The sequence below is a fragment of the Paracoccus sp. BR5-17 genome (assembly GCF_055693925.1).
In genome coordinates, this window is record NZ_JBVFUV010000003.1 from 1424418 (window position 1) to 1438619 (window position 14202).

Genomic DNA, 14202 nt, shown 5'->3' on the forward strand with positions numbered 1-14202 from the left:
CCTCGGCGGCCTCGGCACGGGCTTGCGACGCCGCAAGTGCGGCACGCAGTCGGGCAATCTCGGAAGCGGTATCGGACATGCCCGAAGCATACCTCGAGCTGGCGAAACGCCCAACAAAATATGGGCTTTCGCAAACTATTATCCCGCCTTTGTCGGGCGTTGTGTCCACCGCGGATTGCGCCAGTCCATCCCTTCCAGAAGATAGCCGAGTTGCGCCGCCGAGATCTGCACGGCCTCGCCGGTGCCGCTGCTCGGCCAGATGAACTTCCCGGCCTCCAGCCGCTTGGTATAGAGCGACATGCCGACGCCGTCGTGCCAGAGCAGCTTGACCAGGTCGCCCTTGCGACCGCGAAAGCAGAATATCTCGCCCGCATGTGGATCGCGCCCCAGACCCTGCTGCACCGTCAACGCCAAGGTGTTCATGCCGCGCCGCATGTCGGTGACCCCGCCAGCGATCCACACGCGCACCCCCGCCGGGAAGGCGATCATCGGCCCTCGATAACCAGCAGGAGCCGGGCTAATGCGTCCGGGTCCACCGACGAGGACACGAGCAGGCGCCGTCCGTTCCGCAGAACGATCTCGAGCTGGACGTCGGGGGCCGGCTGCCGCGGCGACTGCGCATCAATGTCCGGCGCCATCTTCACCGGCACGAAAGCAGGACCGCTTGCGATCGCAAGTTCGCCGTTCCGATACTGTCGCCGCCAGACGGTCAGCAGTGAACGCGAGATACCATGCCGCCGCGCCGTCGCGGTGACCTGGCGAGACCCCCGATGGCTTTCCTCGACCACCCGGATCTTGTCCGCGTCGCTCCAGTGCCGCCGCCGCGGCGCGTCCTCGGCGGACAGGATCTCGATCTGGGGTGTGAACGTAAGGTCGACCATAAGGTCGGACTTATCATCCCCCACAGCGCCCCGTCAGACGGCCCCCGCCGAAGGGTTACGGCCTTTGACGTAGCCGTGCCGATCCTGTCTCAGCTGCTGAAAGCCGAACTGGCCGAGCGCGAGGTCCGCTCCATCGCCTATCACATGAAGGCCACACGCTTCCCGGCCTACAAGGACCTCTCAGGCTTCGACTTCTCGGCCAGCGAGATCAACGAAGCTACGGTGCGACAACTGCATCGTTGCGAGTTCATGGACGGGGCACAGAACGTGGTTCTGATCGGCGGTCCGGGCACGGGGAAGACTCACGCGGCGACCGCACTCGGCGTCCAGGCTATCGAGCACCACCGCCGCAAGGTCCGCTTCTTCTCCACCATCGAACTGGTCAATGGTCTGGAACAGGAAAAGGCCAAGGGCAAGGCCGGGCAGATTGCCGAAAGCCTGACCCGCCTCGATCTCGTGATCCTCGATGAACTGGGCTATCTGCCATTCAGCGCATCAGGCGGGGCGCTGTGTCGTCGGGGAAACAGTCCCCCGGACTGTTTCCTGATCCTCCTCCATCCATCTGCTGAGCAAACTCCATGAGCGGACCAGCGTCGTGATCACCACCAACCTCAGCTTCAGCGAATGGGCTACGGTCTTCGGCGATGCCAAGATGACTACCGCGCTGCTCGACCGGCTCACCCATCGCTGCCACATCCTGGAAACTGGGAACGACAGCTTCCGCTTCAAGGCCAGTTCAGCCGCCGCAGCGCGCCAAAAGAAGGAGAACAATCACGACTTGACCCTAACCTGAGCCGACATCCATACTCAGAGGTGGCTCACTTCTCGATGGAAATACCGGCTCAGTTCTGGGTGGAAATCAACATGGAGGCCAAATAATCCAGTCGGTTGCTGCAGGAAATGTCGTTTCAGAATGGCCTCTGACGAAGCAGGATCAGCTGGCACGCCTTGGACCAGCCTGAAGCAACATGTCCTTGGCGTTGGCTTGCGCTTCTGCCAGGCAAAGCGCCGATCATCTGCCGCGAAAGACTGGCGGACGCTTCTCCATGAAACTTCGTGGACCCTCGCGCGCGTCCTCGCTGTCAAAGACCGGCGCGGCAAATTCCAGCTCCATTGCCAGTGCCTTGGCCTCTGGAAGTCCAACGCAGGAGCGTGCCGAGCGCCGGATCGCCTGCACCGCGATAGGTCCTTTACCGGCAATGCGTTCGGCCAGGTCGATTGCCACCGCCATGACCTCGGACGCCGGTACAACGCGGTTGAGGAAGCCCCACTGATAGGCGGTGGGCGCGTCGATGAGATCGCCCGTCAGAAGAAGTTCCATCGCCCGCGGCATGGTCAGCTGTTGCGGCAATCTTACGGTCGAGCCTCCGGCCGGGAAGATAGCCCAATTGACTTCCTGGACACCAAGCATCGCCGTGTCGGCCGCAACGCGCAGATCCGTGCCCTGCACCAACTCCATGCCCCCCGCGATGGCAAAGCCGTTGATGGCGGCGATGACCGGCTTGCCCACGTCATAGCCGCGCAGGATGGCCTGGTGCAAGATGCTGGGGTCAGCCTTGAAGCGGTGATCCCACTCGTCCTCGGGCTCGCGGGCACCGGTGATCAACGGGATCAACCGCCCCAAGTCAGCGCCTGCGCTGAAAGCCCTGTCTCCGGCCCCCGTCACGACGATCACACGGATCATCTGGTCGTGGCGAAGGTCTTCAAAGGCATCGGCCATGAGACAGAGCGTTTCTGGATCCAAGGCATTGCGAACATGTGGCCTGTTGATCGTCACCAGGCCGACATGGCCGGTCTTTTCAAGAAGCAGCTTGTTCATCTACTTGTCCCGGCAATGCGTTGTTCGATGTCGTGACGCTTGATCTTGCCGGTCGTGCTGCGGGGAAGATCTGCCTCATCAACAAAATGAATTTCTTTCGGTATCTTGTAGCGTGCAATCTTGGCAGCACAGCGTGCACGCAAAGCATCGGCTGTCAAACTCTCTTCCCGTCGCACGACAAGGGCGATTGGGACTTCGCCCCACTGCGGGTCCGCTTTTCTGACGACCACCGCATCGGCCACCATCGGTTCGGCCAACAGCACGCGCTCGATCTCGGCCGGATAGATGTTCTCACCGCCGGACTTGATGAGATACTTGCTTCGATCCACGAAGGAGAGTGTGCCGTCGGCATTGCGCGTGAAGACATCTCCCATGTGGAACCAGCCGCCGCGAAAATCCTTTCGATTGGCCTGGGGGTTGTTCCAGTAACCCGAAAACAGCGCCGGACTGCGGATTGCAAGTTCACCTGGCTCGCCATCGGGAACCTCGACGCCGTCGGGACCGACAAGCCGGATGCAGCAGAACGAACTCTGCAGCTTGTCGAGCTTTTCGGGCACGACGCCGACCTCGAGGACGCCAAGCGAGGCTGGCGGCAGGCCGGTCTCGGTCGATCCGAAGCTGTTGAGGTAAGGAGCGCCCACCAGGCGCGTGACGGCTGCAATCTGTTCCCGCGGCACCAGATCCGCCATCGCACCGGCCCATTTGACCCCGGCGGCCGGCTTGCCCGAAGCTTCCATTGCAGCGATGAACGGCGCGATCATGCCCGGCATCAGGACCAGCCATGCAAGACGCTCCTGAGAGACGATCGAAGCAAGCTCGACGGCGTTGAAGCCGTTTGTCACGATCACCTTGCCCCCCTGGATCAGCTTCATGAAGACGGCGTCGACCGAGGCCATGTGAAAGAGCGGAGCCCAGGCAACAAAGGCGTCGGAGGCGGTGGAAGGGGTATCGATCAACTGGATCATCGCCCGCGCGATCTCGGCGCGCTGGCTGATCAGCGCGCCTTTCGGCATGCCCGTGGTACCGCTTGTATACAGGATAACTATCCCGTCCTCAGGGTCGCAATCATCTTCAATTGGAGCTTGGCTGGCCGCGCCAAGCGCCATCTCGTATTCAGGGCCAAACACCAGGCCGGGTGCGATATCCTCGAACCGGTCCGCCGTTTCCTGATGCAGCGGCGAGGCGATCAGCAGTTTAGGAGCTACCAGTTCCAGGCAATGGCGCAACTCGTGATCCGAAAGCCGCCAGTTCTGGCAGGCCGCGATCACACCCATCTTGCCAGCCGCGACGAGGAGTTCGACATATTCGAGGCGGTTCTCCGACAGGATCGCAATCCGGTCGCCCCTGAGTATGCCGCGTCCCTTCAGGTAGTTGCAAAGCCTGTCGGTACGCTGGTGGAGCTCTGCATAGGTGACTTGCACGTCTCCCGCCTGCAAAGCCACCCGATCCGGCCACCTACGAGCGGTCTGCACGAAGAGCGAACCGATTGTCAGCCCAGAGGCCGCGCGTGCAAGCTGAAACTCCCCGGGCACGCCCTCAGCAGCAATCCCGTCATCCATTCAGGCCTCCCCCCAAGATCCGAACGCGGGGGCCAGAAGGCCACCCGCGATGGCAGTCTCACTCGGCGCAACTGCGAATTCTTTCCAGGTCGGGAAAGTCGGCAATGTTGCGGCCCATGGCGAACTCGCCCTGCATCTCGCGCCAGGTTGAATAGTCCTGGAGATATTCAAGCTGGGAAACGGCGACCTTTGCAAACAGGGGATTGGCGCATGCCTCGTCGACAAGGATCCGGTTGGAGAGGCTTTGCAACTGCGCCATGTCCTCGCTGTCCAAACGATGAACGGTGGTTCCCGTTTCGGCAAACTTGGCGACGGCTTCGGTCGAGTTCTTTTCGTAATGGCCGATGGACCACGACATCGTTGCAGCGGCGGCCGTCTCGAGGATGAGTTTCGCGCGGTCCGACAACTCGTTCCACGTATCCATGTTGATCATAACGCCGGTTGTGGAGGCCGGCTGATGCCAGCCCGGAGACATGTTGTGCTCTGTCACCTCAGCAAGGCCCATGCCCAGATCGGTGCTGGGCATAGAGAATTCCGCAGCGTCGATCACATTGCGCTCCAACGACTGATAGACGTCGGCTCCCGGCAGCATGACTTGAGCGGCCCCATATTCGCTCAGGATGGCCCCTTGGGGACGACCTGACATGCGTATCCGTTTGCCGTTGAGTTCTTCCAGGGATGCAATGGGAACGGTCGATCGCAGCCCGGATTCCATACCCAGGATGGCGTATGGTATATATTTTATATTGTATTTGCCGTAAATTTCGTCGAAGAGTTCCGCCCCGCCCCAGTTGTTGATCCACAGCAGATAGTCCTGGGTCGTGAACAGCATCGGAAAGGATCCGATAAGCGCGAACGCGGTGTCGGTTCCCGCCCAGTATCCCGGCCAGTCGCCAGACGCCTGGATCGACCCGGACTGGACGGCGTCGAAGACCTGCGTCGATGGAACCAGGCTTTCTCCGGGGAAGAATTCGATCTGGATCGACCCTTCGCCGAGCCGGTTGACAAGCTCCACGAAATGGTTGTCGGCATCGATGATGTCGATGCCGGGGGCCAGGTCGAGGTCATCTGGATGGTGACTTCTTCCTCTTGCGCAACGGCTGACGCGGTGCCCAAGGCAAGAATGGCCGCAATGCCTGAAAATGTGCGGACTAGATTTTTCATGGTGATTCCTTTCCTCCCCTCGCCTCGTCAACTCGGCCGGGACTGGCACGAGAGGATCACTTCGGCGGCCAAGTGATAATCTGCAGAAACGTTAGCAGAGAGCGAAGCCTGGTCAACTCTGAACGCAGTTGGAGAATTAGGCCTGCGTTGCATCCGCGAGCCCTTGCGGGGGCAGCCTGACTCACTCGACAAACAGACCCTCTGGCCGTAATCGGCCGGTTTGGTACACCCGCCACACGTCGATCGACATCCTGAACGGCCCCAGGGCCTTACTGGTAGCGTGAGAAGATCACCGTCGGAAGCCAGGTGATGATCTGCGGAAAAACGATGCACAGTGCAGACCCGATGATGATGAGGATGATGAACGGTATCACACCGCGGTAGATGTGACCCAGTGTGACCCCGGGCGGCGCCACTCCTTCAAGATAGAACAGCGCATATCCGAAAGGGGGCGTCAGGAAAGAGGACTGCAGGACCACGGCGATCATCGTCACGAACCACAGGGGTTCGAAGCCATTCGCAGTGGCGATCGGCAGAAAGATCGGCAGGCAGATAAGCACGATGCCAAGCCAGTCCAGGAACATGCCAAGGACGAAAACTATCAGCATCATGACGAAGAAGATGCCCCACGGACCAAGGCCCATTCCGTCAAGAAACTCGGTGACGATGCGGCTTCCGCCGATCGCCACGAACACACCGGTGAATGCCGTTGCGCCAACGATGACGAAGAGCACCATGCTGGTGGTACGGGCGGTTGCCGAAACAGCCTCCTGAAGCATCGACCATGAAAACTTCCCGTAGGCGATGACCATCAGGAAAGTCAGGAAAGCACCGACGGAAGCGGCCTCGGTGGTCGTGGCCCAGCCAGCGAAGATCGAGCCCAACACGCCTATGATGAGCAGGATCGGCGGAACGGCCATCTTCACAAGCAGCTTGAGGATCTCGGCACGGTTTGTCTGCCCTAGCTCCTCCTCGGAGACGGGTGGACCCAAATCCGGCCGAAAGAAGGTGATGACACCGCAGTAAAGCGCGTAAAGACCCGCAAGCAGAAGTCCGGGTCCCACGGCGGCGGCAAAGAGTTGACCCACGGAAATCTGCGCGTAGCTGCCCATGATGACAAGCATGATGCTGGGCGGGATAAGGATGCCCAGACTGCCACCGGCCGCGATGGCGCCTGTGCTCAGCTCCTTCTGGTAGCCATATTTGACCATCGAGGGCAGCGCCAGAACCCCCATGACCGTCATCGACGCCCCGATGATGCCGGTAGTCGCAGCAAGCACCACCGAAATCGCGATCGTTGCAAGCAGAAGACCGCCACGCACCCGCCCCAACATCAACCGCAACGCGTGGAACATGTTCTCGGTGACGCCCGAGTCACTCAAAAGCCGCGCCATCAGGATGAACATCGGCACCGCAATCAGGATGTAGTTGTCCATCTGGCTGTAGATGCGGTTGACGACGATGCTGAACATCTGTGGGCCCGGCCCAAGATAGGCGAAGATCAGCGCCAGCCCGCCGAGGACGAAGGCCAGCGGGTGGCCCATAAAGAGCCCGACGAGCAGGCCTGCGAACATCAGGACGGTCAGGAGTTCGCTGCTCATTTCGCCACTCCTGTACGGGCTGTTTCAATCAGGCGGATGACGGTTGCGATGCCCTGCAGGATGAGAAGGAGCGCCGTCAGGGGAATGACCGTTTTGATATAATAGACCGGCAGGGCGATGATGCCCCAGCTTGTCTCGCGCGTCTCCCAGGAGCGTATGGCAAAGTCCCAACCATAGATGAGAAGCGCGATTGCGAAGGGAAAGAAGAAGACGATGAAGGACACGATGTCGAGGATCGCCTGGGCGCGCACAGACAGACGGTCCTTGAAGATGTTGATCGAGACGTGCTCCTTGTAAAGAAGCGCATAGGCGGCCGTGATCATGAAGTGCAGCGCAAAGAGCTGCACCGATACATCGAATGCCCACACCACAGGCGCGCTGAACAGCTTGCGGGCGACCACATCATAAACCGTCACGATCATGATGAAGATCATGACCCAGCCGACCGTCCGGCCGATAAATATGTTGAGGCTGTCCACCAGTCTGAGAAACAGTCTCATCAAGGCACTCCACATGCAATAACTGGTCGCGGTGCAGGTGTGTGCAGTACTCTGCGCACTAGCACCATCGATTTAGCGAACCTGAAGCTCGCCACAGCGCAGCATCCTTCATCCACGGATATTCTAACAAGTGTTCGAATGTCAAGCGACTTGAGGACAGGTGCTGACCTGCCCCCGGAAGTTCCCTTGCTGTGATGGAGAGTCTGCTCAGCCCTGCGTTGCTCCCCAACCTTGGACCGCCGGATGCTGGAGTTTTCCGGCTTGGTCATGGCGACGGGCTGGCTGCGCCGCCGGATAATGCGGGGCCATCGGGACGTTATGTCCGATCGCGCTATGGGTTCGGTCCGCGTTGTAGTGCCTACGCCAATCCCCCAGCTTTTCCTGCGCGTCCGCAAGGCTCATGAACCAATGGGCGTTCAGGCATTCCGCCCGCAGCTTGCTGTTGAACGCTTCGATGAAGCCGTTGTCGGTCGGCCTGCCGGGCCTGGAGACGTCCAGCGTGACGTCATTGGCATAGGCCCAGAGATCCAGGTCGCGGGAGATGAACGCGCTGCCGTTGTCGCCCTGATCGAAAGTGTCCGATCTTCTGTGTATCGCTGATCTGGTCCATGCTTCCTGAGAGGAGCAAGGACGATGACGATTTCCAACGAACTGCTGGATGAGTTGCTGAAGGGCTGCAAGCGGCCTGAGGATCTGCTCGGCGATGCCGGGTTGATGAAGGAGCTGAAGGTTCGGCTGATGGAGCGGATGCTGGGCGCCGAACTGACTGCGCATCTGGGCTATGAGGCTGGCGCCGAGCCGCCGCCGGAACAATCCAACCGGCGCAACGGGACCGCGACCAAGCGGGTAAAAGGCTCCGACGGCGAGGTGCCGCTTTCTGTGCCGCGCGACCGCGACGGCAGCTTTGAGCCGGAGTTGGTGAAGAAGGGCCAGACCCGGATCGACGGCATCGACGACAAGAGTTCGCCATGGAAGCCGCCACTGGTCCGAGGCCCATGGCGGACGGGCTCTATGCCGCCGGTCTGTCGGTGCGCGACATCCAGGCCCATCTGGAGGATCTTTACGGCCTGCGGGTCTCGCCCGAACTGATCAGCCGCGTCACCGATGCCGTGCTGGACGAGGTCCGGGAATGGCAGCACCGGGCGCTGGACCGGATGTATCCGATCGTCATTTTTGACGCGCTCAGGGTCAAGATCCGTGATGCCGACAGCCGGATGGTGAAGAACAAGGCGGTCTATATTGCCTTGGGCGTCACTCGCGATGGTGAGCGCGAAGTCCTGGGCCTTTGGATCGCTGACAATGAAGGCGCCAAATTCTGGCTGTCGGTGATGAACGAGCTGCGCAACCGTGGGGTGCAGGACATCCTGATCGCGGTTGTGGATGGGTTGAAGCCTGCGGCAGCTTACGCGGCCCCACTGGGGCCACGGTCTGCCTCCGATCCCAGAGGCCATCACCGCGGCCTTCCCAGAGACCATGGTCCAGACCTGCATCGTTCACCTGATCCGGCATCCGATGAACCTCTGCAGCTGGAAGGACCGCAAGGCCGTGGCGGCCGACCTGCGCCCGATTTACGAGGCCCCGACCGCCGGGGAGGCTGAACGCCAGCTGGATGCCCTCGAGGAAAAGTGGGGCGGGAAATACCCCTCGATCGCCCCGGCCTGGCGCCGGGCGTGGGCCGAGGTGATCCCGTTCTTTGCCTTCAGCGCCGCGATCCGGAAGATCATCTACACCACAAATGCCGTAGAATCCTTGAACCGGGTGCTGCGGAAAACGCTGAAGACCAAGGGCTCATTCCCGACCGAGGAGGCCGCGACCAAGCTGATCTTCCTGGCCATCCGCAACTTCGAAAAGGGCGGTCGCGCAGTCCGCGAATGGGTTGCGGCCCGCAATCAGCTGGCCATAATGTTCGCCGGGCGCTTTGACGCCTGACCGTATCTGAAAACCGCATGGACCCGCTCAGATACACAGGGTTTCAGACACTCCCGGGCGTTCCGGCGCCACACGCTTCTGCCGCTGGACGACTGCCTCCATGCCCTGCAGCCCTCGATTCCCCACCTGACACGGTCGGCGCTCCATCGGGGTCTGCAGCGTCATGGCATCTCGCGCCTGCCGGATGTCGAAGGCGACAAGCCAAAGCGCCAGAAGTTCAAGCGCTACCCCATCGGGTTCTTTCACATCGACATTGCGGAAGTTCAGACCGCCGGGGGAAAGCTCTATCTGTTCGTCGGCATCGACCGAACTTCCAAGTTTGCTGTCGCCCAACTCGTGGCAACTTCTGACAGAAAGACGGCCTGGGAGTTCCGCAGCACATGCTCGAAGCCGTGCCCTGCCAGGTCCACACGGTTCTTGCCGATAATGGCATCCAGTTCGCCGAGCAGCCTCGAAACCGGAATGCCATCCACTCTCGGCCAATGCGCTTCGACATGATCTGCGAGGCCAACGGGATCGAGCATCGCCTGACCAGACCCAACCATCCGTGGACAAACGGTCAGGTTGAGCGGATGAACCGGATGATCAAGGACGCCACGGCAAGGCGCTTCCACTCCGACAGCCACGATCAGCTGCGAACCCATCTCGCAGACTTCATGGCTGCCTACAACTTTGCCCGCCGACTCAAGACGCTCGGCGGCCTCACATCTTACGAATACATCTGCAAGGTCCGGATCTCGGAACCAGATCGATCCATCCTAAACCCGATCCACAAGATGCCGGGACTGAACAGCTAGTCGAAGAAGGGCACGATCACCCGGCAGAAACTTCCGACCGCCATCGAGGCAGGGATGGACCCGTCCCGCGGTCCGCTGCCGAACTGCGACAGGCCCGCCCCCTCGGCGGCGTTCGCAGGATCGACCGTAAAGACGATCCCTTCGCCCGCGCCCCGGGGCTTGGGCGAGGCGCGCCACAGCCGCGTGCTGCCAGGCAATCCCCAGGCGCGCTGCACGAAATCGCCGGCCGCGCACCAGTAATCCGTGTCACCGCGGCGGACCTCGTGGATCACGCTGATCTCGGACGGGCCGGACTGCACCGCCGTCATGCCGTTTTGCGCGACGAAGCCCGCCGCCGGAAGGGGCAGCATCATCGCAGCCAGAAACACCAGTCGCATCCTTCCTCCCTTCTTGCTGTCGCCCTGACCGCTGACGACGACCAAGGCCCTGCATGCTGCCGCACGAAACAGGGTCACGCGCCCACCTCGGCGGCCTTGGCAGGCGACCTCTAGTCCATCCCTGGCGCGGACGGGATGGCAGCCTCCCCCGACAAGAGCAAAGGCGGCCCCGCGGGGCCGCCTTCGAGCCGTTCTACATCACCTCGGCGGTTTCCTCCTGGATGACCTGGCCTGCCGTGGAAACGTCCTGTCCGAAGCCTTGGGCCGTCTGGCAGCCGGCCAGCGTCAACATGGCAAGAATGGCGCCAAGCCCGATCAAGGTCTTTTGCATCCGTCCAACTCCTTTGCATGATCTGCGAGGGAACGCGGATGCCAGCGCCGGGTTCCGCCGCGTCAGGGGCAAGGTCCGGCCAAAAGCAAAGATCGGCATGGGCTTGACTGCGGGGTGAACGCCCCATGCCAATGGCTGCCTGGCTCAGGTCTCGGGCAGGGTCTCGTTCAGGAAGCGGATCATGTTACCCCCCATCACCTTGGCGATCTGGTCGTCGGACAGTCCCTCGTCCAGCAGCGCCTGGGTCAGCGCGGCCAGATTGGCGGCATCGAAGGGCACGCCCACCGACCCGTCGTAATCCGACCCCAGCGAGACGTGATCCTCGCCCACCAGCCGGATGGCCGCGACAATGCTTTCGGCGATATGGGCCGGGGTGCCTCCGCAGACCACGTCGGCCCAGAAGCCGATGCCGATGACGCCGCCCTTCGCCGCAATCCGTCGCACCAGATCGTCGTCGAGGTTTCGGGCGCTGCCGCAATGGCCCCGGATGCCGGTATGGGACAGGATCGGCCGCGCCTGGGGGATCGCCAGCACGTCCTGCACCATCAGCGGCGAGGCATGGGCCAGGTCGATCACCATGCCGCGGTCGATCATGGCCTCCACCACCTGCCGTCCGAAATCCGTCAGGCCCGCGCCGCTGCCGCCTTCGCCGTGCAGGCTGCCGCCCAGTTCGTTGTCGAAGAAATGCGTCATCCCCATCAGCCGGAAGCCCGCATCGTAAAGGACATCCAGGTTGGCGAGGTCGCCTTCCAGCGGATGGGCCCCTTCGGACCCCAGCAGGGCACCCAGCACGGGCTGCCCGCCCGCCCGCGCGTCCAGCACGGCTTGCAAGTCGGCCCGGGTGCGGATCAGGCGCAGCCGGTCGGGCGCCTCCTCGGCCGCCCGAACCAGGGCCTCGGCCTGCACCAGGGCCCGTTCGCGCAGCGAGAACCAGGACCGCACGGGGCGCAGCTGCCCCATGAACAGCGGCGTGATGTTGTCGGGGGCATCGGCGCTGTTCTGGTCATAGTTCTGGCCGCGCGGGCTTTTGGTGACGGTGGTGAAGACCTGCACCGCCACGTTGCCTTCCAGCAGGCGCGGCACGTCGGTGTGGCCGCGATCGGCCCGTTCCAGGATGTCGCGATCCCACAGCAGCGCGTCGGAATGCCAGTCGCCGATCACCAGCCTCTCGTGCAAGGCCTGCGCCCTTTCGGAAACCGGCCATCCCTGGGCAGGCATGCGCAGCGGGTTCAGCGCCCGTTCCACATAACCCGGGGCCAGACTGAAGAACGCGACCGCGGCCAGAACCGCAAGCACCGCCACCGCCAGAAGGACCCGTTTCAGCATCGCCACCATCTTCTGTGCAAAAATATCCGCGGGGGGATCCGCGCAGCGGATGGGGGCGGCAGCCCCCTAGTCCTCAAGCGCTTCAAGCTCGTCGATGAAGCCCTCGATCATCGACAGCCCCTTGTCCCAGAACGTCGGATCCGAGGCGTCCAGACCGAAGGGCGCCAGCAGGTCCTTGTGATGCTTCGATCCGCCCGCGGCCAGCAGGTCGAAATACTTCTGCTGGAAGTCCGGCAGACCCGCCTCGTAGGTGGCATAGAGCGCGTTCACCAACCCGTCGCCGAAGGCATAGGCATAGACGTAGAAGGGCGAATGCACGAAATGCGGCACATAGGTCCAGAACGTCTCGTATCCCGGCATGAACTCGAAGACCGGGCCAAGGCTTTCGGCCTGCACCGACATCCACAGGGCGTTGATGTCGTCGGGGGTCAGTTCGCCTTCTGCCCGGGCGGCGTGCAGCTTGCATTCGAAGTCGTAGAAGGCGATCTGGCGGACGACGGTGTTGATCATGTCCTCGACCTTGCCGGCCAGCAGGGCCTTCTTCTCGGCGGGATCCGAGGTTCTGGCCAGCAGCGCCCGGAAGGTCAGCATCTCGCCGAAGACGGACGCCGTCTCGGCCAGCGTCAGGGGCGTCGAGGCCAGCAGTTCCCCCTGTCCCGCCGCCAGCCGTTGGTGGACGCCGTGGCCCAGTTCATGAGCCAGCGTCATCACGTCGCGCGGCTTGCCCAGATAGTTCAGCAGCACATAGGGATGGACCGTGGTCACGGTCGGATGGGCAAAGGCGCCCGGCGCCTTGCCCGGCGTCACGGCGGCGTCGATCCAGCCCTTGTCGAAGAAGGGCCGGGCCAGATCCGCAAGGCGCGGCGAAAAGCCCGCATAGGCGTCCAGAACGGTCCGGCGTGCCTCGTCCCAGCCGATGGCGCGGGCGGGGGCGGTGGGCAGCGGCGCGTTGCGGTCCCAGACCTGCAGCTTGTCCAGACCCAGCCACCGGGCCTTCAGCGCATAATAGCGGTGCGACAGGCGGGGATAGGCGGCGGTCACGGCGTTGCGCAGCGCCTCGACGACCTCGGGTTCGACATGGTTCGACAGATGGCGGCCGTATTGCGGCGTGGGCATCTTGCGCCACTTGTCCTCGATGGCCTTTTCCTTGGCCAGCGTGTTGTGGATGCGGGAAAACAGCTTCACGTGGCGGCCGAAGACCTCGGCCAGGGCCCGCGCCGCAGCCTCGCGCCGCGACCGGTCGTGGTCGGTCAGCAGGTTCAGCGTGGCCTCCAGGCCCAGGGTCTCGCCCGAGACCGAAAATTCCAGCGCCGCGGTGGTCTCGTCGAACAGCCGGTTCCAGGCGGCGGCGCCCACCACCGAGGTGTCGTGAAGGAACTGTTCCAGCTCGTCCGACAGCTGGTGCGGGCGCATGGCCCGCATCCGGTCGAACACCGGCTTGTAGCGGGCGGGCCCGTCGGCGGCGGCAAAGACCGCCTGATAGGTCTCGTCGGGGATGCGGTTGAACTCCAGGCTGAAGAAGACCAGCGGCGTGGTGATGTCGGTGATGCGGCCCTGGAGGTCGCCCATCATCTTCGCCCGCGCCGGATCGGTGGTGTTCTGGTAATAGCGCAGCCCGGCATAGGACATGATGCGGCCGGCGGTGATGTCGATCTTCTGATAGGTCTCGATGCAGGCCAGCATCTCGGCCGGGGACAGGTCGGCCAGCCGGCCCTGATAGCGGGCCGCGAAATCCCGCACCTCGGCGTCCAGAAGATCGATGTCGGCGGCCAGTTCCGGCGCGTCGGGCGCGGGATAGAGGTCGGTCAGATCCCATGCGGGAAGATTGCCGAAGTCGCTGCCGGTTGCCGGCTCGCGCGCGTCGAAGGTCGGTTGTCCTGCCATGTGCATCCCTTTCCTGCCTTGACCAGATGTAACC

General features: G+C 62.5%; 11 protein-coding genes and 4 pseudogenes. 3 read left to right on the plus strand and 12 right to left on the minus strand.

Annotated elements, in window-relative coordinates:
- Positions 1 to 138: 138 nt before the first annotated feature.
- Positions 139 to 489, minus strand: a complete 351-nt coding sequence (gene tnpB, locus ACZ1HC_RS08550) for an IS66 family insertion sequence element accessory protein TnpB (protein ID WP_472699603.1) — start codon at positions 487 to 489, stop codon at positions 139 to 141.
- Positions 486 to 881, minus strand: a complete 396-nt coding sequence (gene tnpA / locus ACZ1HC_RS08555; RefSeq protein WP_472699017.1) for an IS66-like element accessory protein TnpA — start codon at positions 879 to 881, stop codon at positions 486 to 488. Before tnpA ends, tnpB begins: the two co-directional genes overlap by 4 nt.
- Positions 882 to 941: 60 nt before the next feature.
- Between tnpA and istB the strand changes: the two are divergent.
- Positions 942 to 1674, plus strand: a pseudogene (gene istB, locus ACZ1HC_RS08560) (IS21-like element helper ATPase IstB); the annotation flags it as partial.
- Positions 1675 to 1893: 219 nt separating this feature from the next.
- Here the strand turns inward: istB and ACZ1HC_RS08565 are convergent.
- From ACZ1HC_RS08565 to ACZ1HC_RS08590, 6 genes and pseudogenes are all read right to left on the minus strand, one after another.
- A complete protein-coding gene (locus ACZ1HC_RS08565; protein WP_472699604.1) occupies positions 1894 to 2700 on the minus strand; it encodes an enoyl-CoA hydratase-related protein in 807 nt (268 codons plus the stop codon).
- The gene (locus tag ACZ1HC_RS08570) at positions 2697 to 4259 is read right to left on the minus strand and encodes a class I adenylate-forming enzyme family protein (protein WP_472699605.1); all 1563 of its coding nucleotides are present in this window, start codon (positions 4257 to 4259) and stop codon (positions 2697 to 2699) included. Before ACZ1HC_RS08570 ends, ACZ1HC_RS08565 begins: the two co-directional genes overlap by 4 nt.
- Positions 4260 to 4317: 58 nt before the next feature.
- The gene (dctP, locus tag ACZ1HC_RS08575; RefSeq protein ID WP_472699606.1) at positions 4318 to 5472 is read right to left on the minus strand and encodes a TRAP transporter substrate-binding protein DctP; all 1155 of its coding nucleotides are present in this window, start codon (positions 5470 to 5472) and stop codon (positions 4318 to 4320) included.
- Between the two features lie 220 nt (positions 5473 to 5692).
- Positions 5693 to 7024 (minus strand): TRAP transporter large permease, encoded by a 1332-nt coding sequence (locus tag ACZ1HC_RS08580; protein WP_472699607.1) that lies wholly within the window; start codon positions 7022 to 7024, stop codon positions 5693 to 5695.
- Positions 7021 to 7524, minus strand: a complete 504-nt coding sequence (locus tag ACZ1HC_RS08585) for a TRAP transporter small permease subunit (RefSeq protein WP_472699608.1) — start codon at positions 7522 to 7524, stop codon at positions 7021 to 7023. Before ACZ1HC_RS08585 ends, ACZ1HC_RS08580 begins: the two co-directional genes overlap by 4 nt.
- A 265-nt stretch (positions 7525 to 7789) precedes the next feature.
- Positions 7790 to 8085: pseudogene (locus ACZ1HC_RS08590) on the minus strand (integrase core domain-containing protein); the annotation flags it as partial.
- A gap of 72 nt (positions 8086 to 8157) precedes the next feature.
- Between ACZ1HC_RS08590 and ACZ1HC_RS08595 the strand changes: the two are divergent.
- Together ACZ1HC_RS08595 and ACZ1HC_RS08600 are read left to right on the plus strand one after the other, a co-directional pair.
- Positions 8158 to 9453: pseudogene (locus ACZ1HC_RS08595) on the plus strand (IS256 family transposase).
- A gap of 57 nt (positions 9454 to 9510) precedes the next feature.
- Positions 9511 to 10250: pseudogene (locus tag ACZ1HC_RS08600) on the plus strand (integrase core domain-containing protein); the annotation flags it as partial.
- Here the strand turns inward: ACZ1HC_RS08600 and ACZ1HC_RS08605 are convergent.
- The 4 genes from ACZ1HC_RS08605 to ACZ1HC_RS08620 all read right to left on the minus strand — a co-directional run bounded on the left by ACZ1HC_RS08605 (position 10247) and on the right by ACZ1HC_RS08620 (position 14168).
- Positions 10247 to 10627, minus strand: a complete 381-nt coding sequence (locus ACZ1HC_RS08605; protein ID WP_472699609.1) for a hypothetical protein — start codon at positions 10625 to 10627, stop codon at positions 10247 to 10249. The pseudogene ACZ1HC_RS08600 and the gene ACZ1HC_RS08605 overlap by 4 nt on opposite strands.
- 193 nt (positions 10628 to 10820) lie before the next feature.
- Positions 10821 to 10958, minus strand: a complete 138-nt coding sequence (locus tag ACZ1HC_RS08610) for an entericidin A/B family lipoprotein (RefSeq protein WP_472699610.1) — start codon at positions 10956 to 10958, stop codon at positions 10821 to 10823.
- A 144-nt stretch (positions 10959 to 11102) separates the two neighbouring features.
- A complete protein-coding gene (locus ACZ1HC_RS08615; protein ID WP_472699611.1) occupies positions 11103 to 12293 on the minus strand; it encodes a dipeptidase in 1191 nt (396 codons plus the stop codon).
- A 57-nt stretch (positions 12294 to 12350) separates the two neighbouring features.
- Positions 12351 to 14168: a M3 family oligoendopeptidase gene (locus ACZ1HC_RS08620; RefSeq protein WP_472699612.1), complete on the minus strand. Its 1818-nt coding sequence runs from the start codon at positions 14166 to 14168 to the stop codon at positions 12351 to 12353.
- Positions 14169 to 14202 lie beyond the last annotated feature (34 nt).

What these genes read in the sequence shown, in the direction of transcription:
- ACZ1HC_RS08565 (WP_472699604.1), bottom strand. Translation starts at nt 2,700, where the DNA reads ATGAACAAGCTGCTTCTTGAAAAGACCGGCCATGTCGGCCTGGTGACG.
- tnpB (WP_472699603.1), bottom strand. Translation starts at nt 489, where the DNA reads ATGATCGCCTTCCCGGCGGGGGTGCGCGTGTGGATCGCTGGCGGGGTC.
- ACZ1HC_RS08570 (WP_472699605.1), bottom strand. Translation starts at nt 4,259, where the DNA reads ATGGATGACGGGATTGCTGCTGAGGGCGTGCCCGGGGAGTTTCAGCTT.
- ACZ1HC_RS08615 (WP_472699611.1), bottom strand. Translation starts at nt 12,293, where the DNA reads ATGGTGGCGATGCTGAAACGGGTCCTTCTGGCGGTGGCGGTGCTTGCG.
- tnpA (WP_472699017.1), bottom strand. Translation starts at nt 881, where the DNA reads ATGGTCGACCTTACGTTCACACCCCAGATCGAGATCCTGTCCGCCGAG.
- ACZ1HC_RS08620 (WP_472699612.1), bottom strand. Translation starts at nt 14,168, where the DNA reads ATGGCAGGACAACCGACCTTCGACGCGCGCGAGCCGGCAACCGGCAGC.
- ACZ1HC_RS08610 (WP_472699610.1), bottom strand. Translation starts at nt 10,958, where the DNA reads ATGCAAAAGACCTTGATCGGGCTTGGCGCCATTCTTGCCATGTTGACG.
- ACZ1HC_RS08605 (WP_472699609.1), bottom strand. Translation starts at nt 10,627, where the DNA reads ATGCGACTGGTGTTTCTGGCTGCGATGATGCTGCCCCTTCCGGCGGCG.
- ACZ1HC_RS08580 (WP_472699607.1), bottom strand. Translation starts at nt 7,024, where the DNA reads ATGAGCAGCGAACTCCTGACCGTCCTGATGTTCGCAGGCCTGCTCGTC.
- ACZ1HC_RS08585 (WP_472699608.1), bottom strand. Translation starts at nt 7,524, where the DNA reads ATGAGACTGTTTCTCAGACTGGTGGACAGCCTCAACATATTTATCGGC.